This window comes from Paenibacillus sp. FSL K6-1096, from assembly GCF_037977055.1.
GTDB lineage: Bacteria > Bacillota > Bacilli > Paenibacillales > Paenibacillaceae > Paenibacillus_AQ.
In genome coordinates, this window is the sequence record NZ_CP150274.1 from 547,502 (window position 1) to 569,812 (window position 22,311).

20 protein-coding genes are annotated in these 22,311 nt (G+C 56.3%); 6 read left to right on the forward strand and 14 right to left on the reverse strand.

The genetic code is table 11. From position 1 onward, the window contains the following. Positions 1-40 precede the first annotated feature (40 nt). The 3 genes from MHI24_RS02415 (at position 41) to MHI24_RS02425 (ending at position 5,335) form a co-directional block, all read left to right on the forward strand. Positions 41-1,789, forward strand: a complete 1,749-nt coding sequence (locus MHI24_RS02415) for an ABC transporter transmembrane domain-containing protein (protein ID WP_340023972.1) — start codon at positions 41-43, stop codon at positions 1,787-1,789. Positions 1,790-1,811: 22 nt separating this feature from the next. Next, the gene (locus MHI24_RS02420; protein WP_340023973.1) at positions 1,812-3,905 is read left to right on the forward strand and encodes an ABC transporter ATP-binding protein; all 2,094 of its coding nucleotides are present in this window, start codon (positions 1,812-1,814) and stop codon (positions 3,903-3,905) included. Positions 3,906-4,042: 137 nt separating this feature from the next. Beyond that, positions 4,043-5,335, forward strand: coding sequence for a crosslink repair DNA glycosylase YcaQ family protein (locus tag MHI24_RS02425; protein ID WP_340023974.1), 1,293 nt, complete (start codon positions 4,043-4,045; stop codon positions 5,333-5,335). Positions 5,336-5,413: 78 nt separating this feature from the next. On the opposite strand, the gene MHI24_RS02430 is transcribed toward MHI24_RS02425, so the two are convergent. The 5 genes from MHI24_RS02430 to MHI24_RS02450 all read right to left on the reverse strand — a co-directional run bounded on the left by MHI24_RS02430 (position 5,414) and on the right by MHI24_RS02450 (position 9,177). Then, positions 5,414-5,878: a hypothetical protein gene (locus tag MHI24_RS02430; RefSeq protein WP_340023975.1), complete on the reverse strand. Its 465-nt coding sequence runs from the start codon at positions 5,876-5,878 to the stop codon at positions 5,414-5,416. A gap of 40 nt (positions 5,879-5,918) precedes the next feature. Then, positions 5,919-6,629: a hypothetical protein gene (locus MHI24_RS02435; RefSeq protein ID WP_340023976.1), complete on the reverse strand. Its 711-nt coding sequence runs from the start codon at positions 6,627-6,629 to the stop codon at positions 5,919-5,921. Beyond that, positions 6,626-7,558, reverse strand: coding sequence for an ABC transporter ATP-binding protein (locus MHI24_RS02440; protein ID WP_340023977.1), 933 nt, complete (start codon positions 7,556-7,558; stop codon positions 6,626-6,628). Before MHI24_RS02440 ends, MHI24_RS02435 begins: the two co-directional genes overlap by 4 nt. 168 nt (positions 7,559-7,726) lie before the next feature. Beyond that, positions 7,727-8,074 (reverse strand): four-helix bundle copper-binding protein, encoded by a 348-nt coding sequence (locus MHI24_RS02445; RefSeq protein WP_340023978.1) that lies wholly within the window; start codon positions 8,072-8,074, stop codon positions 7,727-7,729. A gap of 95 nt (positions 8,075-8,169) precedes the next feature. Next, positions 8,170-9,177 carry a GTP-binding protein gene (locus MHI24_RS02450; protein ID WP_340023979.1) on the reverse strand — a complete coding sequence of 336 codons (1,008 nt, stop codon included), beginning with the start codon at positions 9,175-9,177 and terminating at the stop codon, positions 8,170-8,172. A 167-nt stretch (positions 9,178-9,344) separates the two neighbouring features. Between MHI24_RS02450 and MHI24_RS02455 the strand changes: the two genes are divergently transcribed. Together MHI24_RS02455 and MHI24_RS02460 are read left to right on the forward strand one after the other, a co-directional pair. After that, entirely contained in the window at positions 9,345-9,866 is a 522-nt protein-coding gene (locus MHI24_RS02455) for a MogA/MoaB family molybdenum cofactor biosynthesis protein (protein ID WP_340023980.1), read from the forward strand. A 107-nt stretch (positions 9,867-9,973) separates the two neighbouring features. Beyond that, positions 9,974-10,192: a hypothetical protein gene (locus MHI24_RS02460; RefSeq protein ID WP_340023981.1), complete on the forward strand. Its 219-nt coding sequence runs from the start codon at positions 9,974-9,976 to the stop codon at positions 10,190-10,192. Positions 10,193-10,279: 87 nt separating this feature from the next. Here the strand turns inward: MHI24_RS02460 and MHI24_RS02465 are convergent, their stop codons facing one another. From MHI24_RS02465 to MHI24_RS02485, 5 genes are all read right to left on the reverse strand, one after another. Continuing rightward, positions 10,280-10,879 (reverse strand): DUF1349 domain-containing protein, encoded by a 600-nt coding sequence (locus MHI24_RS02465; RefSeq protein ID WP_340023982.1) that lies wholly within the window; start codon positions 10,877-10,879, stop codon positions 10,280-10,282. After that, positions 10,879-12,090, reverse strand: coding sequence for an MFS transporter (locus MHI24_RS02470; protein WP_340023983.1), 1,212 nt, complete (start codon positions 12,088-12,090; stop codon positions 10,879-10,881). The genes MHI24_RS02465 and MHI24_RS02470 overlap by 1 nt, the downstream gene beginning before the upstream one ends. An 11-nt stretch (positions 12,091-12,101) precedes the next feature. Beyond that, positions 12,102-13,127: an ROK family transcriptional regulator gene (locus MHI24_RS02475; RefSeq protein WP_340023984.1), complete on the reverse strand. Its 1,026-nt coding sequence runs from the start codon at positions 13,125-13,127 to the stop codon at positions 12,102-12,104. Positions 13,128-13,508: 381 nt separating this feature from the next. Next, positions 13,509-15,815 carry a thiamine pyrophosphate-dependent enzyme gene (locus MHI24_RS02480; RefSeq protein ID WP_340023985.1) on the reverse strand — a complete coding sequence of 769 codons (2,307 nt, stop codon included), beginning with the start codon at positions 15,813-15,815 and terminating at the stop codon, positions 13,509-13,511. Between the two features lie 23 nt (positions 15,816-15,838). Next, positions 15,839-16,849, reverse strand: coding sequence for a 2-oxoacid:acceptor oxidoreductase family protein (locus MHI24_RS02485; RefSeq protein ID WP_340023986.1), 1,011 nt, complete (start codon positions 16,847-16,849; stop codon positions 15,839-15,841). Between the two features lie 468 nt (positions 16,850-17,317). On the opposite strand from MHI24_RS02485, the gene MHI24_RS02490 reads away from it, so the two are divergent. Then, positions 17,318-17,707, forward strand: a complete 390-nt coding sequence (locus tag MHI24_RS02490; RefSeq protein WP_340023987.1) for a hypothetical protein — start codon at positions 17,318-17,320, stop codon at positions 17,705-17,707. 76 nt (positions 17,708-17,783) lie between these two features. Here the strand turns inward: MHI24_RS02490 and MHI24_RS02495 are convergent, their stop codons facing one another. From MHI24_RS02495 to MHI24_RS02510, 4 genes are all read right to left on the reverse strand, one after another. After that, positions 17,784-19,013, reverse strand: a complete 1,230-nt coding sequence (locus tag MHI24_RS02495; RefSeq protein ID WP_340023988.1) for a glycosyl hydrolase family 8 — start codon at positions 19,011-19,013, stop codon at positions 17,784-17,786. A 392-nt stretch (positions 19,014-19,405) separates the two neighbouring features. Beyond that, complete coding sequence (locus tag MHI24_RS02500) at positions 19,406-20,881, reverse strand: nicotinate phosphoribosyltransferase (RefSeq protein ID WP_340023989.1); 1,476 nt, start codon at positions 20,879-20,881, stop codon at positions 19,406-19,408. 67 nt (positions 20,882-20,948) lie between these two features. Next, on the reverse strand, positions 20,949-21,494 hold the full coding sequence (locus MHI24_RS02505; protein WP_340023990.1) for an isochorismatase family cysteine hydrolase: 546 nt from the start codon (positions 21,492-21,494) through the stop codon (positions 20,949-20,951). 44 nt (positions 21,495-21,538) lie between these two features. Further along, a complete protein-coding gene (locus MHI24_RS02510) occupies positions 21,539-22,309 on the reverse strand; it encodes an NUDIX domain-containing protein (RefSeq protein ID WP_340023991.1) in 771 nt (256 codons plus the stop codon). Positions 22,310-22,311: the final 2 nt, after the last annotated feature.

The following is a 22,311-nucleotide window of genomic DNA, read 5'->3' on the forward strand; positions in this document are numbered from 1 at the left end:
CGGCCAACATTATTCCACACACGAAAGGAAGGGATTTCCCTTGTTCTCTGTACTCCGCGATCTCGGCTGGTTCTTCCGCCGGGAAAAAAGGCGCTACACCATAGGCCTTATTCTGCTAATTGTAGTAGGCGTGCTGGAGCTTCTGCCTCCGCGCCTGCTGGGCAACGCCATTGACGACATCGTCAGCGGCTCCATCACCACAGGTTCCCTTATGAAGTACATCGGTATGATCGTGATATTTCTGCTGACGATTTACTGGATCACCTACATATGGATGCACAAGCTGTTTGGAGGCTCCAACCTGGTCGAGCGCCTGCTGCGCTCGCGCTTCATGAATCACCTGATGACCATGACTCCCGCCTTCTTCGAGCGCAACCGGACGGGCGATCTGATGGCCCGGGCCACGAATGATATCCGTGCGGTCGCGGTCACTGTAGGCTTCGGGATGCTGACCCTGGTTGATTCGACCGTCTATCTCACCGTCGTGCTGTTCGCCATGGGCTTCCTGGTCAGCTGGAAGCTGACGCTGGCTGCCGTTATCCCGCTTCCGCTGATTGCGATAGCGATGGTGTTCTACGGCAAAGCTATTCATGACCGGTACAGCCTGGCCCAGGATGCCTTCGGCGACATGAACGACCAGGTGCTGGAATCGGTCTCCGGTATCCGGGTCATCCGGGCGTATGTGCAGGAACGTCTCGATGAGAAGCGCTTCTCTGACATTACTGAGGATGTATACCGCAAGAATATGGCGGTAGCGCGGGTCGATGCCTTCTTCGAGCCGACCATCCGCTTCTGCGTAGGTCTCAGCTATATCATTGCGCTGACCTACGGCATCTATCTGGTGTTCCGCAACCAGATCACACTGGGAGACCTGGTCTCCTTCAATATGTATCTCGGCATGATCGTCTGGCCGATGTTCGCCATCGGCGAGCTGATCAATATCATGCAGCGCGGCGGCGCTTCGCTGGAGCGGATCGACGAGACGCTGAATGCCAAGCCGGATGTCAAGGATGTGCCTCATCCGGTGAAGGTCGCTAATCCGGCTTCGATCGAACTGAAGGATGTGACCTTCCGGTATCCAACCTCAACCGTCGACAATCTGAGCGGTGTCAGCTTCTCCCTCTCCCAGGGCCAGACGCTGGGCGTGGTCGGACGGACCGGCAGCGGCAAATCAACGCTGCTGAAGCAATTGCTTCATGAATACCCTACGGGCACCGGCGAGATCCTGATCTCAGGTGTGCCGATTACCCAGATTGCCCTGGATCAGCTGCACAGCTGGATGGGCTATGTGCCGCAGGAGCAGATTCTGTTCTCCAAGTCGGTGCGCGAGAATATCCAGTTCGGCCGCTCCGGGGCCAGCGATGAGCGGATCATGCAGGCGATTACTGCTGCCGCCTTCCAGAATGACCTTGGCACCCTGTCTGACGGGCTCGATACGATGGTCGGCGAACGCGGCGTCTCCCTCTCCGGGGGGCAGAAGCAGCGGGTATCGATCTCCAGAGCCTTCATTGCCGATCCTGATATCCTGATTCTGGATGATGCGCTGTCCGCCGTGGATGCACGGACGGAAGCGAAGATCATCGAGAATATCCGCGAAGAGCGCAGCGGCAAAACCACGCTCATCTCCACCCACCGCCTCTCGGCAATTGAACACGCGGATCTGATCGTCGTGCTCGACGGCGGACATATTACCGAGCGGGGTACCCACCAGGAGCTGCTGGAGCTAAACGGCTGGTACCGCGAGCAGTTCGACCGCCAGCAGGTGGAGAATAACCTGACGAATGAATAACAACCAACAGGAGGTGTCACCGTTGACACAGAGCACCGGCAAACGTCTGCTGCAATATGCACTGACCGCCAAAAAGACCTTCATCGCAGCCCTGCTGCTCCTCACGATCGGGGTAGCGGCCGAGCTGGCCGGGCCGTTCATCGCCAAGAGCATGATTGACAACCATCTGCTGGCGATTGAGAAGCCCTACTTCCAGACGGCTTCGCCCAAGGATGCTGCTGAATATAATAACACTTACTACAAGCGCGGTGACCGGTTCGCCGCTGATGAAGCCAAGGGACAGGAGGTCCGCCTTCTCCAGGTGGGCCGGAGCTTCTACTTCATCAATGAGGCCGTAACGCAGGCCGAAGGCGAGCGAAGCTTCGCGGACGGGAGCGTCCAGGTCAAATACGGCGACCAGATTGCCGTCTATCCGGCGGTGAAGTTGTCGGCGGGCGAGCTGTTTGCTTTTTACCAGCCGGAGCTTCCCGGAATCTATGAACTGGTGGGCCTGTATGCCCTGTTCCTGGTCATCTCGATCATTGCCGAGTTCGGCAAAACCTACTGGCTCCAGTCCTCTGCCAACCAGGTTATCCGCAAGCTGAGAACCGATGTATACGCTCATATCCAGCGTCTGCCGGTGCATTTCTTCGATAATCTGCCGGCGGGCAAGGTCGTCTCCCGGGTCACCAACGATACGGAAGCGGTCAAGGATCTGTTCATTGCGGTGTTGTCCAACTTCGCTACTGGGATTATCAACATCACCGGTGTCTATGTCGCCCTGTTCCTGCTTGATGTGAAGCTGGGGCTGGTGAGCTTGTTCATCGTGCCGGTCATTATAATCTGGATTGTGCTGTACCGCAAAATCGCGACCAAATACAACACGATTATCCGCTCGCGGCTAAGTGAGATTAATGCGATTATCAATGAATCCATTCAGGGGATGTCCATTATCCGCATCTTCCGCCGCCAGAAGCAGAGCAGTGCCGAGTTTGAACAGCTGAATGACGATTATCTGAAATACCAGAACAAAATGCTGAATCTGAACGCCTTCACCTCGCACAATCTGGTGAACTCGCTGCGTAACCTCTCCTTCGTGCTGGTGCTGTGGTATTTCGGCTTCGGCAGCATGAACGGCTCCACCTTCGTTTCTCTGGGTGTCCTGTACGCCTTCGTCGATGTGCTGGGCCGGATGTTCCAGCCGATTACAGGTATGGTTAACCAACTGGCGAATCTGGACAGCTCCATGGTCTCAGCCGGCCGGGTATTCACGCTGATGGATGAGCCGGGCGAGCCGGTCACTGACGGCTCCATGCCGCGCTATAAGGGCAATGTCGTATTTAAGGATGTCTCCTTCGCTTACAAAAAGGACTTCGTCCTGCGCGACATCTCCTTCGAGGCGCGTCCGGGCGAGACGGTGGCCCTGGTCGGTCATACCGGCTCCGGCAAAAGCTCGATCATCAACCTGCTGTTCCGGTTCTATGATCCGCAAAAAGGAAGCATTACGATCGACGGCCAGGAGGTTACCGGCCTGCCCAAGCAGTGGCTGCGCAGCCATATGGGCATCGTGCTCCAGGACCCTTATCTCTTCACCGGAACGATTGCTTCCAATGTCAGCCTCGGTGACGAGCGGATCTCCCGCGAACGGGTAGAACGGGCGCTGCGCGAGGTAGGGGCCGACAAATTACTGTCCCATCTGCCGCAGGGCTTCGATGAGCCGGTGATTGAGAAGGGCAGCACCCTGTCCGCCGGACAGCGGCAGCTGATCTCCTTCGCCAGAGCACTCGCCTTCGATCCGGCGATCCTGATTCTGGATGAGGCGACCTCCAACATCGATACCGAGACGGAGAGCGTTATCCAGCAGGCACTGGAGGTGCTGAAGAAGGGCCGGACCACCTTCATCATTGCCCACCGTCTGTCGACGATCCGCAGCGCCGACCAGATCCTGGTCCTCCATCGCGGCCAGATTGTTGAACGCGGCAGCCATGATGAGCTGATGGCGCTAGGCGGAAGATACTTCCGTATGTACCAGCTCCAGCTTGGTGCAGGCGCCGGTGAACCGGCTGCAGAACCGGCAGCAGGTAATTCCTCTGCTGATACTGCCGCAGCCGGACTGCGCCCTTCCCTGGAGGTATAATTCCAGGCTAACCGTAAAGCCGCTGATGCTCTGCCCCCTGAAGCTGCTTAAGCCTCAGGGGGTTTCTTGTGCTTGAACTCAGAACATTTGTTCTGTATAATGGTAGGCAATACATAATATTGGATGAGGTGATAGCGGTGATAACCTACAAGCTCAGCAAGCGGCAGGCGCGGCTCTTCCTGCTGCGCCATCAGCGGCTGGTGGCGGACGGAGGAACCGGAGGCAAGCAGGGCATTTATGATTATGTGCGCCATGTGGGCTGCATACAGTACGACCCGCTCAGCATTGCCGGTCATAATCATGAGCTTGTATTGCAGGCCCGCATCCCGGACTTTGTGCCGGCGATGGCGAATGAGCTGCTCTACCAGGACCGGCTGCTGCTTGACGGCTGGGACAAGAATATGTCCATCTACTGTACAGAGGACTGGCCATACTTCCAGCGGCGCCGGGAAGCGGCAGCCAGACACCGCCACAACGAGGCCATGGCAGCCATGGTTGCCCATGTCCGCGAGGAGCTGGAAGCGCGCGGGCCGCTCTCTTCGCTGGACCTGGAGAGCCGGGAGAAGATCGACTGGGCCTGGGCTCCGGCCCGGCTCTCCCGGGCGGCTATGGAGAGCATGTACTTCTGGGGGGAGCTGTCCATCCATCACCGGGTGCATACGCGGCGGTATTATGACTATACCGCGAAGCTGCTTCCCGCTGAGCTCCTCAGCGCAAGCGATCCCAATGCGACCCTGGAGGAGCATTATGACTGGTATGTGCTGCGCCGGGTCGGCAGCATCGGCCTGCAATGGAACCGGGCCGGCGACGGCTGGCTCGGCATCGCCGGGCTGAAGAGCAAGGAGCGGACAGCCTCCATCCAGCGCCTGCTGCAGGACGATCTGCTCCGGGAGGTGCAGGTCGAAGGAATCAAGCTCCCGCTCTATGTCCGTACAGCGGATACCCCCGTGCTGGAGGCGGTGCTGCAGGAGGATTACGGCCATTTACCGGAATCTGCTGCTGATGTGCAGCCTCAGTCGGCATCTGGCGTTACCCCCTTCGCCGCGCTGCTGGCTCCGCTTGACAACCTGCTGTGGGACCGGGAGCTGATCCGCCAGTTGTTCGGCTTCCACTACCGCTGGGAGGTCTACAAGCCGGTGCTGGAACGGGAATACGGCTATTATGTGCTTCCTCTGCTCTACGGTGACCGCTTCATCGCCCGGCTGGAGCCGGTGATGAATAAGAAGACCGGTATTCTCGACATCATCCGCTGGTGGTGGGAGCCGGGGGAAGCCCTGGACCGGGGAATGCTTCCTGCACTTCTGCAAGCCTTCACGGCGCTGATGCGCTCCACCGGCGCTACCGGCATCCGCTTCGCCCCTGATCTTGTCCGGGACTGCGGATTGCAGGAGCTTGAGGCTGGACTGCCTGCGCCGCTGCCTGTGCAATAACATGAAGAGACCCGCTCGAACGCAGCCTTGTTGGTGCGTAAGAGCGGGTCTCTTTTGCAGATAAGGAGATAAGGCCGTTTAACGAAGCTGCTCTTCTTCCAGTCCCAGCTTACTGTACATTTCGGTGCAGTAGCCTTGCAGCTTAATCTCCAGCCGGCTGGCCTTGTTCTTGAAGCGTTTCAATTCACGGATCATATGAGCCCTTCCGGCCGGTGTGAAGGTCTCCTGAATCCGCTCCTTGAAGTAATCATGAACAATATGGTTGCGCTCCTTCCACACGGCCTGCAGCTGGACCGTCTCTTCCTCAGAGAATGGGAAGTGATGCTGGATTTCTTTGATGAGCTGGCCGAGTGAATTGCTAAGCTTGCGTTGATACAACTCTGCGATTTCGGCGTCTGTCGGCGTTCTGCCCTGCGACAGCTTCGTCAGCAGCAGCAGATTCGTCAATTGCTGCTCCAGCGCCTGGCAATAATAGACGGCCAGCCCGAAATAAGCAAATAGCTCTTTGGATTGTTCACTCTCCGGTATTTGTGTATCCTTCATCGTTCCTCCCCGTTCTTGATCTGGTTATTTGTCGTAGAGCTTAATTGGTTTTGTTATAATCCATTCGGCCGCAGCGGTACAGATAGTAAGCGGCCAGCAGGCATATGTACGCGAGCGCGTGGCTATAAGCAGCAAGCACCGGCCACACCGTCAGTGCATCGGCATTCATCAGCTTATCCATGACCGGATATACGGGCGGCAGGAGCACTTGAACCAGCGGTTCTGGAACAATCTCCGCCACTTTGCCGGCGCTTACCGACAAGATGAGGACAATTAGCAGCAATCCGGCAGCATAGCTCCTTCTCGGCACCCAGGAGGATTGCAGGTACAGGGAGATGGTGATCCCTAATATCCCCAGAAGAACATGGCCTGTGTAAGCAAGCAATATCCGCTGAAGCCCTGCGGATTCATTGAAGCTTCCGGTCACAACCGGATACAGGACAATGGCCAGAGCCAGCAGCAGGACTAGCAGAATTAGGGTAAGAATAGCACCAAGGCTGTACCGCCGGGCACTGCGCAGCTGAACGATGGCCACCTGCTTCTGCACGGCATGTTCATGGTTCAGGAAGCTGAGGCCCAGCCAGGCAGAACCTATGTATACAATGACAGCCGTGGCGGAGTAGCTGCTCATCACCGGATTAGGCTTGTAGGAATAGAGAATGAGGACCGCAATAATCATCCCGGCGACCGGGCCGAAGTACCGCTGGGAGACACTGTAACTCCTTAAAAAGTAACCAATTAGCCCTCTCATCTGCTCTCACTTCCGTTCCGCTTCTTCGGGTCCATCCACTCTGTAAGATCACTCAGACCTCCGAGCGGCTTCACCTCAGCTATGGAACCGCCTGCGGCAAGAATCTGCTGCAGGCAGATATCTGACATCTGCTGATCTACGGTCAGCCCTATACTGGCGGTCCCTGCGCGGTCCGGCGCAGGTTGCATTGTTAACACTCCGGGCAACACCTTGACCGCCTGCTGTGCTTCTTCCGGCAGCCCGGTGCAGACGATATGCATCACAGGAGCACTCCGCAGATTCTCCGGTCCGCGAATTGTACGGATGACCTGCCCCTCCTGCAGCACCAGCACCTCATCACCCAGCGCCTCAATGATCTGCGGCTCGTGAACGGAGAAGACCAGTGCCGTACCCTCCTGCTTCAGCTCCTGCAGGAGTGTGATAAGTGTATCCTGTGCCGGCAGATCCAGGCCGGACATCGGTTCGTCCAGCAGCAGAAGCTGCGGCCGGATCAGCACGCCCTGAATCAGATTGACCTTCTGCAGCATTCCCTTAGAGTAGCCCTCCATCGGGCGGCTGCGGAAGGCCTCCAGACCGAAGCGCTGCAGCAGCCCGCTTACCCTGGACCGGACCTCCCCCTCCGGGAGTCCGGCGATGCGGCCCATGGCGTGCAGATAATCCTCTGCCGTCAGCTTCAGGCCGGGAAAAGCTTCCGGCGCATAACCGGCGGTGATCCCCTTACTATGCCAATTAAGCTCTCCGGAGGACAGCTTCAGCAGTCCGGCGAGTATGGAGAGCAGTGTGCTTTTGCCGGAGCCGTTGCGGCCGATCAGGGCTGTTGCCGAGCCGGGGTGAACCGTCATAGAGACGTCATTCAGAACCGGGCGGCCTCCATACCTCTTGCTGCCCCTGATTATTGTGAGTAATGGTGATGTGTTCGTAACTTCCAAGCCCCCTTCAACTCCTATTGGTAAGATTCGCCGGAACGCCCCTGTTCTCCTTTTTGCAGATGACGATTCTTTCCTTACATACCAAAAAACCAGAAGCGTGCGAGATTCCGCAGCCGCTCTGGTTCATGTACATATCGTATTCAGAAGATGGAAGTGCTTCAGCCCGGATCAGGCATACACTTCAACGGCTTCGCTGACTAATCTGCAGGCCATCGCCGCATTGCGGCAGGCATCAATACAATCCTGGCAGTGGGTATGTTCATGTCTGCTGCTCGCATCCGCACAGCGGTCGCAGATTTCAGCGCATAAGCGGAGGATTTCCGCCACGAACGGGCTTCTGCGGGTCATGGCCTGGACTGCGAAGGAGCAGATGTCTGCACATTCCCGGTCCAGCTGGATGCTCTCCCTCAGATCGGCAAGATTATATTCTTTCAGGCTTGAGACATAGCTATAGTTACAGGCATCCATACATTTGAGACAAGCATCAATGCATTCCTGATATTGAATTCGGGTCATAGCCTTACTACCTCCTGCAATTATTATAGGGTATGCCTATGTATTAACCTGCAAGATTAGGAGCGAACCAGCCGTGAGAAGCAGGCGTAATCCGGTTAAAGCTTTCTCCGCACGACGGCCGGTCTTGCCGGAAGCCGCCCTTCCAGCCGCAGCAGTCCTGTACGCAGGTTGCTGGCGGAGAAATGCTCCCCGATAAATACAGCGACATCCGGCACTTCCCCCTGGGGCGTAATCTTCATGAAATCCGCCTCCCGGTAGGCATACTGGAACAGGAAGCGGCTGGACGTATCATTGAAGGTCACAATCCCCTTAGCCCGGTATACATCACGCGGCAGCTCCTTGACGAACGTCTCGAATTCCTCGCTGTTCACCGGCTGCTCGAAATAGTGGGTATATGCCATCACATGATCATGGGAAGCGTGCACCGCCCCTTCCGCGCTACCGCTTCCACTGTCCGCAGCCTCACCGTCCGTCCGCTCTTCCCGGTGGACGCTTCCGAGGTTGCCCAGCAGCAGGCCAGGCTCCAGTTCACAGCGAACCGCCGGCAGAATCTCTGCATAAGTGTTCCACTTGCGCAGCACCTCTGCAATCTCGGTGCTCTCCTCTGCACTAATCCGGTCCGTCTTGTTCAGGATCAGCACCGAAGCGCAGCGGATCTGCTCCTGCATCAGCCGGTAGGTTGCTCCCTGCTGGGAACGGTACAGCTCCAGGAGATGGGCGCCATCAACGACGGTAATCAGCCCTTTGAGCTCCACCTGTAAGTACAGCGAGGCCTCTGTAACCGCATCGACAATCTCCAGCGGATTGGCTGCGCCGGTGGCTTCAATGACGATCACATCCGGCGATTCCTTCTTGACCAGTGTCATCAGTTCAGTGCTGAGATCCCCGCGGCTGGTGCAGCAGATACAGCCGCCCAGCATCTCGGCCATCGGTACAGACTGCTCCACCAGCAGACCGTCCAGATTCACCTCGCCCAGCTCATTCATAATGACAGCCGGCCGGAGGCCCTGCCCGTTCCAATGATCCAGCAGACGCTGCAGTAAGGTGGTCTTGCCGCTGCCGAGGAAGCCTGACAAAATATAGACGGGTAATGACTGTTTCAAATACTCTCTCTCCCTGTGTCAATCGTGTATGGTAGCGAGTGTACTACAACGGCCGTCTCTGTGCAAGGTGCAGCTGCCGGCGGATGCTTAAATGCGCGGTGTCCCCCAGCTTGTCTTCGCCCTCTTCTTCCCCTATCATGGGGATAGAATCTATCCAGAAGGAGCTGGTGCGTATGTCATCCGTTGAAGAACACAGGAGCGGGGCCCCGGAGTCCGTTGCTTGTTATGTTATAACCGTGTCTGATACCCGGACCGAAGATACGGATACCGGAGGACCGCTGATCCAGAAGCTGCTGGAGGCCGCTGGATATACAGTTATAGGCCGTACTATTGTCAAAGACGATTATGATGATATCCGTGAGCTGATCTACCAGAACTCGGTCAACCCCGGCATCGAAGCTGTATTGCTGACCGGAGGAACCGGAATTTCCCCGCGTGACACCACCTATGAGGCCGTCGCCTCCCTGCTCGACAAGTCGCTGCCGGGCTTCGGGGAGATCTTCCGGCTGCTCAGCTTCCAGGAGGATATCGGCTCTGCCGCCATGCTCAGCCGGGCGATTGCCGGTACGATCGGCAGCACGGCTGTCTTCTCCATGCCCGGCTCGACCGGCGCGATCAGGCTGGCCATGGACCGGCTGATTCTGCCCGAGCTGCGCCATGTGATGCGGGAGATTTATAAACGGTCCTAGAGCAGGGCGGCAGATACCCATTTATTCCACCGGATAGACGAATGTACAAACAGGCTACCGGAACATGCGTATACTGGCATAAGTCCAATACGAAGGAGCTGAGTGTCATGAGAAACTGTCCGCAATGCCCTGCTCAAACGGTTACAGATCCCACCCAGGTCGTCTATGAAGACCATTATCATCCCCAGGTGGTCCAGGTGGTCCACCATGTTGAGGTAGTGAGACGCCATCACTGTGTTCCGGTCCCCCATCATATCTACACTTATTCCGTCCGGGATGAGATGTGCGGAACCGCAGACATTATGCGCAGCAGCAGAAGAAGATAAGCTGACAGCTGCAAAAGGCAAACCTGCTGCCCGCGCCTGAACGAAGCGCGGGGCGGCGGTTTGCCTTTTTGGACTGTAAGCAGCCTTTTAGCGGACCGGCGGGTCTGTATGGACGTCGGCATCGGGGGCGGTTGCCGCCCAGCGCGTGAAGGTCACCCGGAAGCCCGCGCGCGTCGGAGCGCAGAGGAATGGTCCGGCCTGCTTCCCGCTCTCATAGGGGAACCGGGCGACCCGGATGGTCCGCCAGGGATGGTTCTCCGTTCTCGCTCTGAGGATCACGGCATCCTTCATCTGTGAGGCCCGGAGCGTGATCACCTCTCCCGTCCATTCCGGGACCGGGGACAGCGACCAGTCGGAATAGGTGTCTGTCACAACTGCTCCGATATGGGGAACCCCGTCGTTCAGCTCAATGCCGGCCTTGATCCACTGCTGCTCACCGTGCCACAGCATAATGCCTGCCTGGTCGTACAGCTCGGTGAATCCGTCCAGTGCGAAGCTGACCTCAATGGCCTCATTATCATCCCATGGCGCCAGCAGCGCATGGCCGTTATCATGCTGGAAGCCGTACATCGTCTTCTGCCAATAATCGCTGCCCTCGGCTGCCTCTACAGTAAGCTGCTCCGGCTCCAGTCCGCTGGATACCGGTTCATTGCTCCAGGCTCCTGCCTCCCACGCTATTCTTCTCATCAAAGACTCACCTTTCCTTTATGTTTATTCATTATGCCGTTAATTCGCTCAGAGCTGAATATCATCAATATGATATACCCGATCAGGACCGGCGGAAGGATCATGAACGTACTGCGGGCCGCCACCCAGCCGAGCAGCGGAGGCAGAAACGCCCCGCCGGTGTAGGCCAGAGCCATCTGATACCCCATAATCCGCTGGGAGTGCTCCTGTCCGAACCGGGCCGGCGTCTCATGCAGCATACAGGGGAAGATCGGTGCCGAGCCCAGTCCAACCAGAATAAAGGCAATCAGTGAAAATACATCCGGCAGCGGCAACGCCAGCAAAACAGCTCCCAGCAGGGATATCACCAGCCCGCCGCGGATCAGCGTCCGGTTGCTGAAGCGGAAGGTGATGAAGCCGGTAATCAGCCGCCCGGCCGTTATGCCGCCATAATACAGCGAGACCCAGCCGGCGGCTGTGGCCGCAGGGACGCCTTTGGCGTTGACCAGGTAACTGCTGCCCCATAGCCCTACCGTGGCTTCAACGCCGCAGTAGAACAGGAAGGTCAGCATCGCAAGCTTCACTCCCGGGATGCGCAGCACCTTGCTGCCCGCTGAGGCAGGTGTACTGGTGGGAGTTTCCGCCGGTTCCAGTGTCTCCTGAGGCTGCGGGCTGCTGCCCTTGCCCGCCCGCTTCCACAGCGGGAGACTGAAGAACAGCACCACCACAAGAACGAACTGAATGATGCTGACGGCCAGGAAGCCCATTCTCCAGGATTCCCCGCCGGCGATATAACGCGACATAAGAATCGGCCCCAGCATCGCCCCAATGCCCCAAAAGCAGTGCAGCCAGCTCATATGATGCGCTTTGTAATGAGTCGCCACGAAATTGTTAAGACCGGTATCGATCGAACCCGCCCCGAGACCGAGCGGCAAGGCCAGCACTGCCACCCACAGCACGGAGGAGGAATAGGCGAAGCCCAGCAGGGCCAGCGCCGTTACCAGCACGCTGATGAACGTCACCATCCCCGTACCCAGCCGCTTCAGCACGGCGCTGCTGGCGAGGCTGGAGATGATGGTCCCGGCCACTACAATCATGGACAGCAGCCCCGCCGCGTCAACCGGCGCTCCGAAGTCCAGCCGGATAATCGGCCAGGCCGCCCCCAGCATGGAATCCGGAAGCCCCAGGCTGATGAATGCCAAATAAATAATAATCAGAAATACCGTTGCCATCTAAACCCCGCCTAACCTTTTATTTTCGTTAAATACAGCCGTTGCTCTAATGTCCCCAGCGTCTGGACGATCATGCCCTGGATGTAGTCAGCGGCGAAATCGTCCGAGAGGGCTACCTGCGGGAATGCGGGTTCAGGCAGCCTGATGCTGCACAGATGCCTCACCGCTTCAAGATGCTTGCTGCCAAGAAAACTGCCGTAGAGCACAACTATATCCGGGTTCAGCACACTGCTTACCGCAACCGTAAGCCGGGCAATCGCATCGGTCAGCGCATCGAAGGAAGCCATGAGCCCGCCATCCCCCCAAGGAATTCCCAGCGGAAGGCCCGCCACCTCTCCAGCGAAGCCGCGGGTGCCCTTATACAGCTTGCCGTCTATGAAAATACCGGCCCCCGGAGGAAAACGGTCCGGGAAATAGAGATAGACCACCGAAGCGTCCTCCTCCTGCATCCGGCGGCAATAGCCGATAACGGCCGCATTCACATCGTTCTCGATCACAACCGGCTTGCCGTAACGCAGCCGGAAATGCTCCGCCACCTTCACCCCGCGCAGCGCTTCATAGTCGGATGCCGTCAGCGTACCGTCTGTCTCAGCGCCCGGCAGGCCCAGCCCGATGGCCTGGATGGACGGGTAGCTCGCCAGCGAAGAGTCAATTACCGTCTCCAGCGCCTCCAGCTCCACCCGCGGGATCTCCACGCTGTCCGCCAGCAGCTTGCGGCCGGTAAGCGTGACGACCGTCCGGTGAATATAGATCATCTCCCGCTCCTCATGCGTAAACAGAATCAGGGCCAGCGCATACTCGTCATTGTATATGTACTGCTGCGCCGGCCTCCCGCCGCTGGATGAGAGCAGCTCTCCCGGCAGCACCTCGTTCTGTTCCTCCAGCGCCTGCAGCACCGTCCCCACCGTAACCACGCTTAGGCCGCAGCTCTCGGCAATCTCCCGTTTCGTTGCCTGCCCCCGCTCCTTCAGCACCTGCCGCACCAGATTGCTGTTCACCTCGCGGATGACCAGCGCGTTTCCGCCAATCTTTTTCATTTGCCTTCACCACCTGGATATTATAATACTTTATAAAAGTATTTTAATAAATAGGTGGCGGTGAATTATTTATTTAGGAGTTTAAGAGGAGCTGGGGCTAGGTGGGCGAATGTATTCGGTTTTCCACATACATTTGGCCCACGCGCCTTGTGCCTGTCTGTTGTAATCGGTTTTCCGATTACATTCGGCCCTCACGCCTCCGCCCCTGCCATTGTAATCGGTTTTCCGATTACATTCGCCCTCGTGACCCGCGCCAGTCCTATTGTAATCGGTTTTCCGATTATATTCGCCACAGCCCCGTGATCCGCACCAGCCCTCCATTGGCCCAGTTAACATAAATAGCCCGGCAGAGGATCTCTGCCGGGCGGGATGGTGCTTGACTTACAAGTCCGGGTGCTCGTGCTTGGCCTTGAGGCGGCTCCAGCGGCGCTGGACCTCGCTCTCGAAGCTGCGCAGGGCCGGTTCGTTCTCCGGCTTGAGCAGATGGCGGGTTTTGCCCATCGTCTTCAGCCAGGCGGATACCTCTACCCGCTTGTCTTTGTCTTCCGGATTATACGTGATGCTCGTAATCCCCTGCTCCACTTCATACAGCGGGAAGAAGCAGGATTCCACGGCCAGGGATACGATATCCGTTCCGTCCTTGTCCTCGCTCATCCAGTTCAGCGGGCAGGCGATCAGAATTTTGCCATAGACGAGGCCTTCATTCTGCGCATACCACTGAGCCTTCGCTGCTTTCTTCAGCAGGTCCTGCGGATAAGCTTCACAGCCGGTGAACACATAAGGAATGTTGGTGGCTGCCATAATCTGCGCTGTATCCTTATGCTGGGTCACCTTGCCCTGCTGGGTTTTGCCGATGCTGGATGTCGATGTCCGGTGTCCGAGCGGTGTGGAGTAGGACTGCTGAGCACCAGTGTTCATGTACCCTTCATTATCGTATTCCACAATAATCATCTTGTGGCCGCGCAGCGCTGCCCCGATGGCCGGTCCCATACCGATGTCCATCCCGCCGTCGCCGGTCACCATGACGAACGTGAAGTCATCCTTCAGCCCCAGACCGTCCAGCTCGCCGCGGCGTTTGCGTTCCCAGAACATCTCTACTACACCGGACAAGGTGGCTGCCCCGTTCTGGAAGAGGTTATGGATGAAGGTCGATTTATGCGAGGAATACGGATAACCTGTCGTAGTTACCATCGCGCAGCCTGTGTGGTACAGAGCTACGATATCGCCTTCGATCCCTTTGAAGAACAGCTCCAGACCGGAGAAAATCCCGCAGCCCGGACATGCGCCATGTCCCGGAGACAGGCGTCTCGGCTTCCTCATCAGGGAGCGTACCGGCGGAACCTTGACGCTCAGCTTGCCGGTCTCTTCATTCCGGGTTACCGTGATCAGGCCGGTCTTCAGCTTATCGAAGTCCATCGGCTTCAGCAGGCGCTTCGGTGCATTCTCCGGCGCTCCCGGGTTATGGCCATAGTAATCGAACGGCACTTCAACGCGGTCGGCAACCACAGCATCCATCGCGAGCTGGAAGAAATGATGTCCGTCTTCAGCGTAGAAGTCTTTGCCGCCCAGACCATAGATCCGGCTGATGACCTTCGTAGTCGTGTTGCTGTAAGTGAACAGCGCAGCCTTAATCTCGTTCACCATGTTGCCGCCGTGTCCGCCGACAGAATCTGCGCGGTCGCCTACGGTAATGGCCTTGACATTCTTCAGTGCTTCGGCGATCTGCTTCTGCGGGAACGGGCGGATCATGTTCGGGGAGATGGCCCCTGCCTTGATGCCCTGCTCACGGAGCTGATCGACTACATCCTTAATAATCTCCGAAGCGGAATTCATCAGGAACACCGCAACATCCGCATCCTCCATCCGGTACTGCTCGATCATCTCATAATGGCGTCCGGTCAGCTCGGCGAATTCCTGGGCGATCTCTTCGAAGACTTCACCTGCATTGTACATCGCCACGGATTGCTGATACCGGTTGTTGATGTAATCCGGTTCATTCATGTAAGGTCCTACGGTTACGGGATTATTGCGGTCAAGCGTATCAGTGAAGCCGGCCGGCGGCTGCTCGCCAATGAACTTGTGAACATCCTCGCGGTGGGCAAAAGCCTGCACCCGGCGTTTCTGGTGAGAGGTAAAATAACCGTCTGAGGCGACCATAACCGGCAGCCGGACTTTGGCGTGCTCCGCCAGCTTCAGTGCCATCAGGTTCATGTCGTAGACAGACTGCGGATCACGGCACATCAGAATCGGCCAGCCCGTATTCAGCGCGAAGTACAGGTCCGAATGGTCCCCGTGAATATTCAGCGGTCCCGAAATCGACCGGCAGACCAGGTTCATAACCATCGGCATCCGCGTACCTGCTTGTACAGGCAATTGCTCAAGCATGAACATATAACCCTGGGCGCTGGTCGCATTGAACACACGGCCGCCCGCAGTTGAAGCCCCGTAACAGATCCCTGCGGAGCTGTGCTCCCCGTCGGAAGGCACCAGCATAATGTCGTGCTGGCCGCTGGCTTTCATCGTATCAAGGAACTGGGCTACCTCGGTCGACGGGGAGATCGGGAAATACCCCATGACATGATAGTTAATCTGATGGGCAGCATATGCAGCCATCTCATTGCCGGACTCGTATAGGAATTTCTGCTCTACCTTGGCAGAGCCTAGTTCTTTCTCATAATCAATTGCCACAATTCATTCCACCCTTCCGGTATTTAGACTTGAGTGACCAGATCGAACTGATGCTTCACAGTATGGCTGTCCGCGTAGCCTTCCTTCTCCCTCATGCTGGACAACGCCGAGGTCGGGCAGGCTCCGACGCATTTCAGGCAGCCTTTACAGTATTGATAGTCAATGCCAAGCAGGAACATCTGCGAGCGGCCCTTGCGGTCGAGGCGCTCTTCCCATACGAAGCATTGGTCGGGACATACCGTGTCACACTGTGCACAGTTGATACAGGACTCATTCTCATAGGCCGGAAGCATACCGGAACGGGAGATACTGAGGTTCTTCAGGAAGCTGTTGCCCGGAGCCGTGATCGTTCCGCCCATCGGCTGGGTCTCATAGCCCAGTGCCGAGATGTCAGAACGGACATATTCCGGCATACTGTCGCCCGGTGCCAGCTCGAACTCCATGAATTGCACTTCATTGTAGCCGCGCTCGAAGGTCGTGATGGCCGATTGGACGGCCTGCGGGTATTTTTTGCCGAGAGATTTCTCGATAACGCCCTTCATGGTTTCGGTATCGAGGAACGGACAGAGCCGGAACAGCGCGCCGAGCATCGCCATATTCACCCGGTTCTTCTCCTTCAGCGCAATGCTGGTCGCATCGATTACCGCAATGGTGCCGGCCTTCATCTTCAGCAGCTCTCTGAGTTCTTCCGGCGTCTTGGCCGAGTTCACGAGAACGGTGCTGTGTTCTTGAATTCCGCTGGTTACATTGACGGTCTTGGCCAGTGCTTCATGAAAAACGCCAACGACATGCGGACGCTCGACCGGGGAGGTATCACGGATATGGGTATCCAGGTCGCAGAACCGGATATGCGCTTTAACCGCAGACCCCTTCTTCTCGGACCCGTACGATGAGAAGCTGACGCCGTTCAGTCCTGCGCCGACCACTCCCGCTTCCGCCAGCATTTTCCCTGCGAGGTTCGCGCCCAGGCCACCAATCGATTCGAGACGAATCTCAAAGAAGCCGAGCTCATTTACTTTTGGCAATTGTACCACCGACATAACCCCTTTCTTAGTGCATCATTTTGACTTTTAGAGCGATTGTAACTTGATTTTGCCAGCCGCGAAGTGACATATCTTGCATTATCCACACTTGGGGAATCACAATAATTTATTGAATTGGACCGGTTTCTTTATACGCGACAACGCGGTGTTATTTCAATAGAAGGTAACCTTCCACGAAAACGACAAATTGTGAAAATCCTGTGAAATTCCGCGTTTTCCCCAGAATGCTGTGGAATCAATGTCATCCTTAATTTAGCAATAAAATTAAAAATTAAGATGTTAAAAATATCACAGAAATTTGGGGCAAAGAAGAGTATTAATGGCCTCCACTACGGAGATTGTGCACAAGCATTCTACCTTTCCTCTCATAAAATGTAGTATTTAATTAAGAGAGGTTGGGTGAGCAGATTGAGCATTCAGTTTCTGGATATGCGCATTTCACAGGGTAGTACCTCGGATATGTCAGTGATAAACTTGGTCCGTTCAGGTGCGGTCTTCGGTGATATTGGACTGCAAACGGTAAATGTTACACCTGCCAATGTCGGCCTGGTCAGAGTCACATTAAATGCTTACGTTAAGCTTAGCGTTGATGTTAGCGCTATCGTCCAGAATGATGTTACTTTTATTGTCTACCGCAATAGCACTCTAATCTTCAGTACCACCTACCCGGGGAACATTAATAACACGGTGCCTCAGTACGAAATGGTAGGAATAACCGCTGTTGACTTTCCTCCGGCCGGTGATGTGCTTGCAGGGCAGATTCAGTATACGATTGTTGCATCAGCCATTCGAACCGCCACTTTAGGTGCGCGAAGCTTCAGTGGAATTGCCGTAGCCGGTAATGGATAACGATTGTTCAGTATATTTCCGGAAAAGAAAACTCCTGTCCATCCGGACAGGAGTTTCGTGTTCAATATTGATCTGCTCAATAGGTCCACCAGTTACCTGACATCACAATCAGCGAGAACAGCTTGAGGCTGTCTTCATAGTAATCCTCTGCTGCGCTGCCTGCCGTATGGCTCCAGAGGGAGTTCAGCCAGCTCTGATTGGCGGATGAGATCATGGCGCTTACGCCGAAGGGGGCATAGAACGCGCCGCTGTTATAGCTGCCGAAGGTGGTTCCGTTCAGCTTGTAGCCATCTTTGATGTTCCCCGGTGTACTGCTTACTTTGGTCTTGATCCAGCTGTTCAGCTGATTCAGCTGGGCTAAGGCCCGGTTATCGCCTGTCAGCAGATAATCGGTGGCGATCCGCCACGGTGTACGGCATGAATTATAATTATAGTTGCCGTCGTTGGCATCCTCCAGGAAATTCGCGGCGGCTGGCTTATAGGTATTGCTGGAGTAGACTACGAAATCCGGCAGCAGGCCGGTGGTTGAGCTATAGCCGGTATAGAGACTATTGATAATCGTATAGGTCTTGTTCGTTACATTCTGCCAGCGGGCATCCCCGGTTGCGGTCTGAAAAGCCTTCAAGTGATTCAGCATGAAGTCTGAAGGCCGGGTAGCCGTATTGTATGAACCGCTATTCGCCCAGTCTCCGAGACGGATCGTCCACTGAGTCTGATTAATTTCCTTATCCATGATGGCGTTAATCATATTTGTCGCTGCCTGCAAATAGTTGACGGTTCCGCTGCTTCCCCATTGCTTGTGGGCCAGCAGCAGCGAGAAGGCAATATCCATATCGCCGTCGGTTGCGGAGTCTTGTCCTTCTATATTCTGAAAGCTGCTGTTCTGTTTCCATGACATCAGATAGGGACTGATGGCGCTTGGATGTGCTGTGTAATAATTATAGAGTCCGTTGTAATACGTCTGCGCATTGGAGTCATAGCCGGCCATCAGCACGGTGAACAACATGCCATAGCCATGCGCTTCAGAGACTGTCTCCCCCGCCGAATTATATTTGACATAATACTTACCGGTACCAGCTGGCTTGAGATAAGCGCCCTTCCAGGCATCCCATTTGCTCTTCACCACATTATCCATGGCGGTTTGGGTGACGTTATTCGGCTTGATCGTTCCGCTGGTATAGGTGGTATGCTGCGGAAAAGGCTTGTTCACGGCAGCAAAGGCAGATCCGGCAGGCACGATAAAAATAGCCAGACAGAGAAGCATCAGACTGGTCCATTGCAGCTTGCGTGCGGCTTGCTTATTCATAACATTCTCACTCCTCACAGGTTAGTGGGTATGGCTTGGCATTGCCTGTATTTACTAACGGAGAACTGTAAGCAAAGTCACCTCCTTGTTCGAGAGTGGCGGCTACAGTACAAAGCGTAGCGGTTATCATGAGCTCGGACCAAAATTAAAGCGCTTAAACTTTCATTGCAAAATAAATCTCTTTCTTCCAATTTTGTCAATTGGAATATTTTTAATATATGATTTCTGGGACTTGCTGTCAATGAGCAGATGGTCCTGCCGCTGGAAAAAGAAGCTGGTACAGGACCACTCGCTCAACAGCAAAGGCATGAAACCCAACTATACGCAAATAGCCCTCTCACACCGCAGAATTCCTGCGGCCTGAGAGGGCTTATATATGCTTACCGCCCGAACTACTCTATATCCGTAATCATATGCTCGGCGATCAGCTGCTGCTTGCGGTTCCATAGCTGCTCGCTGAGATTCACGCGGAAGACCTCCGGGTTCAGCTTACGCAGGTACTCCGGCCAGAACAAATCCAGCTGCTCCTGATGATAACGGCGGATCTCATCCAGATCCGGCAGGGTGTAGACCTGGAAGCCGTTCACCACAATCGGCTCCAGCATCCGCAGCGCTTCGTAGCGCTCTACATGCTTGCGCAAATAGGGATGCAGCGGGTTGAACAGCTTCAGCCGGACTCCGCTGCGGGGAGCTGGCTCATCCGCGAAGCTGATATAGTCGGCCAACGCCTTGCCGTTCTGCCCGATGATGCGGTAGACCTCTTTTTTGCCGGGAGTGGAGACCTTCTCAGGATTGGAGGAGATCTTGATGGTAGGAATCATCTCCCCGTTCGGCGCCTCAATCTCTACCAGCTTGTAGACCCCGCCCAGTGAAGGCTGATCCGCCGCGGTGATTAACTGGGTTCCGACTCCCCAGGTATCGATGGCGGCCCCCTGCGACTTCAAGTTCATGATCGTGTTCTCGTCCAGGTCATTGGAGGCGACAATCTTCACATAGTCCAGCCCGGCTTCGTCCAGCATCTCGCGGGCCTTGCGCGACAGGTACGCCAAGTCGCCGCTGTCCAGCCGGATGGCGTTCATCCGCTTGCCCTGCGCCTCCAGCATCTTCGCCGTCTGGATCGCATGGGGCACCCCGCTGCGCAGCGTATCGAAAGTATCGACCAGCAGCGTAACGTTATCCGGCATCACTCTGGCATAAGCATCGAAGGCTTCCTGCTCGCTGGGGAAGCTCTGCACCCAGGAGTGGGCGTGGGTGCCCTTCGTAGGAATGCCGAACCTCTTGCCGGCCAGCATATTGGAGGTCGCATGGAACCCGCCGACATAGGCCGCACGCGCGCCCCATACAGCAGCATCCGCTTCCTGCGCCCGCCGCGTGCCGAATTCAAGCAGCGTGTCCTCCGGGGCCACCTGCTTGATCCGCGAGGCCTTGGTGGCAATCAGCGTCTGGTAGTTCATGAAGTTCAGGATGGCCGTCTCCACGAGCTGGGCCTCCATAATTGTGCCCTCGACCCGGATCAGCGGCTCATCCGGGAAGACCAGCGCCCCTTCCTTCATGGAATGAAGGCTGCCCTGGAAATGGAACTGCAGCAGCTCCTCCAGGAAGGCTGGATCATAATTCTCCTCCTGCTCCGACAGATAGCGGATATCCTCTTCCGTGAACCGCAGGTCCGCAATGTACTGGGTGATCCGCTCCAGCCCGGCGAACACGGCGAACCCGTTGCCGAACGGCAGCTTGCGGAAGTAGGCTTCGAATACCGCCCGGCGCTTGTGTGTGCCGTTCACCCAATGGGCATACATCATATTGATCTGATATTTGTCTGTATGTAGAGCAAGTTCTCTCCTCAAGTCCTCATCTCCTAATCGCTGCATGGCTGTATCTGACTCTGTAGTTGCTGCTGTATAGAATATTCAATCGAACGGACTAGACCCTAACCCCCTACTTGGAGGCAGTGACGACGTTAGCACCCAGGCTGCCGCGGAAATGTCCCAGCGCCCACACATGACCGTCGGGATTGAAGCTGGCCACGGCGTCCTCATGGACGGTTATGCTGAATCCGAGGTTGTACGCATCCACTGCGGTATGCAGCACACAGATGTCTGTACATACCCCGATCAGATGCAGGTCGGTAATGCCGCGTTCGCGCAGCTTCAGGGCCAGATCTGTGCCGCAGAAGGCGCTGTAGCGCGTTTTGTCCATCCAATAGATGGCCTCACGGTTCTGTTCGTAGACGTCCTTCAGGCTGCCGTACAGCTCACGCCCCTGGCTTCCCCGCAGATTATGCGGCGGAAACAGCCGGGTCTCCGGGTGATACGCATCGTCTGCCTCATGCAGATCTACAGCCATCACAACATAATCGCCGCTCTGCACGAACTCCTCCGTAAGCGCGCTTACTCTCGGGGCAATGTCAATGCCGGGCTGGCCCACAGGCAGATTGCCGTCCACAAAGTCATTGGTGAAGTCAATAACGATCAATGCTCTCATCACAGTAGCCTCCTATTAAAGAAATGGCCAAGCCCCCCGGCAGCCTAAGTATAGATCGACAGCAGCGGCTCATGGTCCGTGAACATATAGAGCTGCGCCGGGCGCTGGGAGTACTGGTTCGAGCTGAGCGGGTTGCCCGCTTCATCGCTCACTTCTTTTAATATACCCTGTCTGCTGCGGGTTGACGTAATTTTGCGGATAAAATTCGGTTCCTTGAATTCCGGCACCACCGTCTGAATCACCTGGTACAGCTCGCTCAGCGTGAAGTGGGGCGGCAGGAACTGCCGGGCAATCGTAGTCTGCAGCATCTGCTGCTGAATCCGCAGGTAGGCATCGGTAATAATGTCATGATGGTCAAAAGCCAGCTCCAGTTCCTCCAGCGCCTCCTGCAGCGTGAACAGGCCGACCTCGCCGGCATCGTCCGACGCCTGACGCTCCTCCAGCATCCACTCCTCCACCAACGCAAAAAAAGCATGGCTGATAATCCAGCCGCGCGGGTCACGGCCCGGCTGGCTGTAGACGCCGAGGTACTCCAGATGTCCGCCGTCCACGCCGGTCTCTTCCTTCAGCTCGCGTGTGGCCGCATCATAGATCGACTCGTCCTCCTGGCAGAAGCCGCCCGGCAGGGCCCACATGCCGGCACACGGCCACTTTTTGCGGCGGACCAGCATGACCTTCAGCTCCCGCAGGGGCAGGGTCTTCGTCACTGTCTTGCGCTCGCGCTTGGTCAGCGTGAACATGACAATGTCGGCCGGAACGCCATCCGGCGTACGGTATTTCTTGGCGTTATAGGTTTGTTCCGCGTTATCACTCACTA

What these genes read in the sequence shown, in the direction of transcription:
- MHI24_RS02430 (WP_340023975.1), bottom strand. Translation starts at nt 5,878, where the DNA reads ATGAAGGATACACAAATACCGGAGAGTGAACAATCCAAAGAGCTATTT.
- MHI24_RS02435 (WP_340023976.1), bottom strand. Translation starts at nt 6,629, where the DNA reads ATGAGAGGGCTAATTGGTTACTTTTTAAGGAGTTACAGTGTCTCCCAG.
- MHI24_RS02445 (WP_340023978.1), bottom strand. Translation starts at nt 8,074, where the DNA reads ATGACCCGAATTCAATATCAGGAATGCATTGATGCTTGTCTCAAATGT.
- MHI24_RS02460 (WP_340023981.1), top strand. Translation starts at nt 9,974, where the DNA reads ATGAGAAACTGTCCGCAATGCCCTGCTCAAACGGTTACAGATCCCACC.
- MHI24_RS02465 (WP_340023982.1), bottom strand. Translation starts at nt 10,879, where the DNA reads ATGAGAAGAATAGCGTGGGAGGCAGGAGCCTGGAGCAATGAACCGGTA.
- MHI24_RS02470 (WP_340023983.1), bottom strand. Translation starts at nt 12,090, where the DNA reads ATGGCAACGGTATTTCTGATTATTATTTATTTGGCATTCATCAGCCTG.
- MHI24_RS02475 (WP_340023984.1), bottom strand. Translation starts at nt 13,127, where the DNA reads ATGAAAAAGATTGGCGGAAACGCGCTGGTCATCCGCGAGGTGAACAGC.
- MHI24_RS02490 (WP_340023987.1), top strand. Translation starts at nt 17,318, where the DNA reads ATGTCAGTGATAAACTTGGTCCGTTCAGGTGCGGTCTTCGGTGATATT.
- MHI24_RS02495 (WP_340023988.1), bottom strand. Translation starts at nt 19,013, where the DNA reads ATGAATAAGCAAGCCGCACGCAAGCTGCAATGGACCAGTCTGATGCTT.
- MHI24_RS02500 (WP_340023989.1), bottom strand. Translation starts at nt 20,881, where the DNA reads ATGCAGCGATTAGGAGATGAGGACTTGAGGAGAGAACTTGCTCTACAT.
- MHI24_RS02505 (WP_340023990.1), bottom strand. Translation starts at nt 21,494, where the DNA reads ATGAGAGCATTGATCGTTATTGACTTCACCAATGACTTTGTGGACGGC.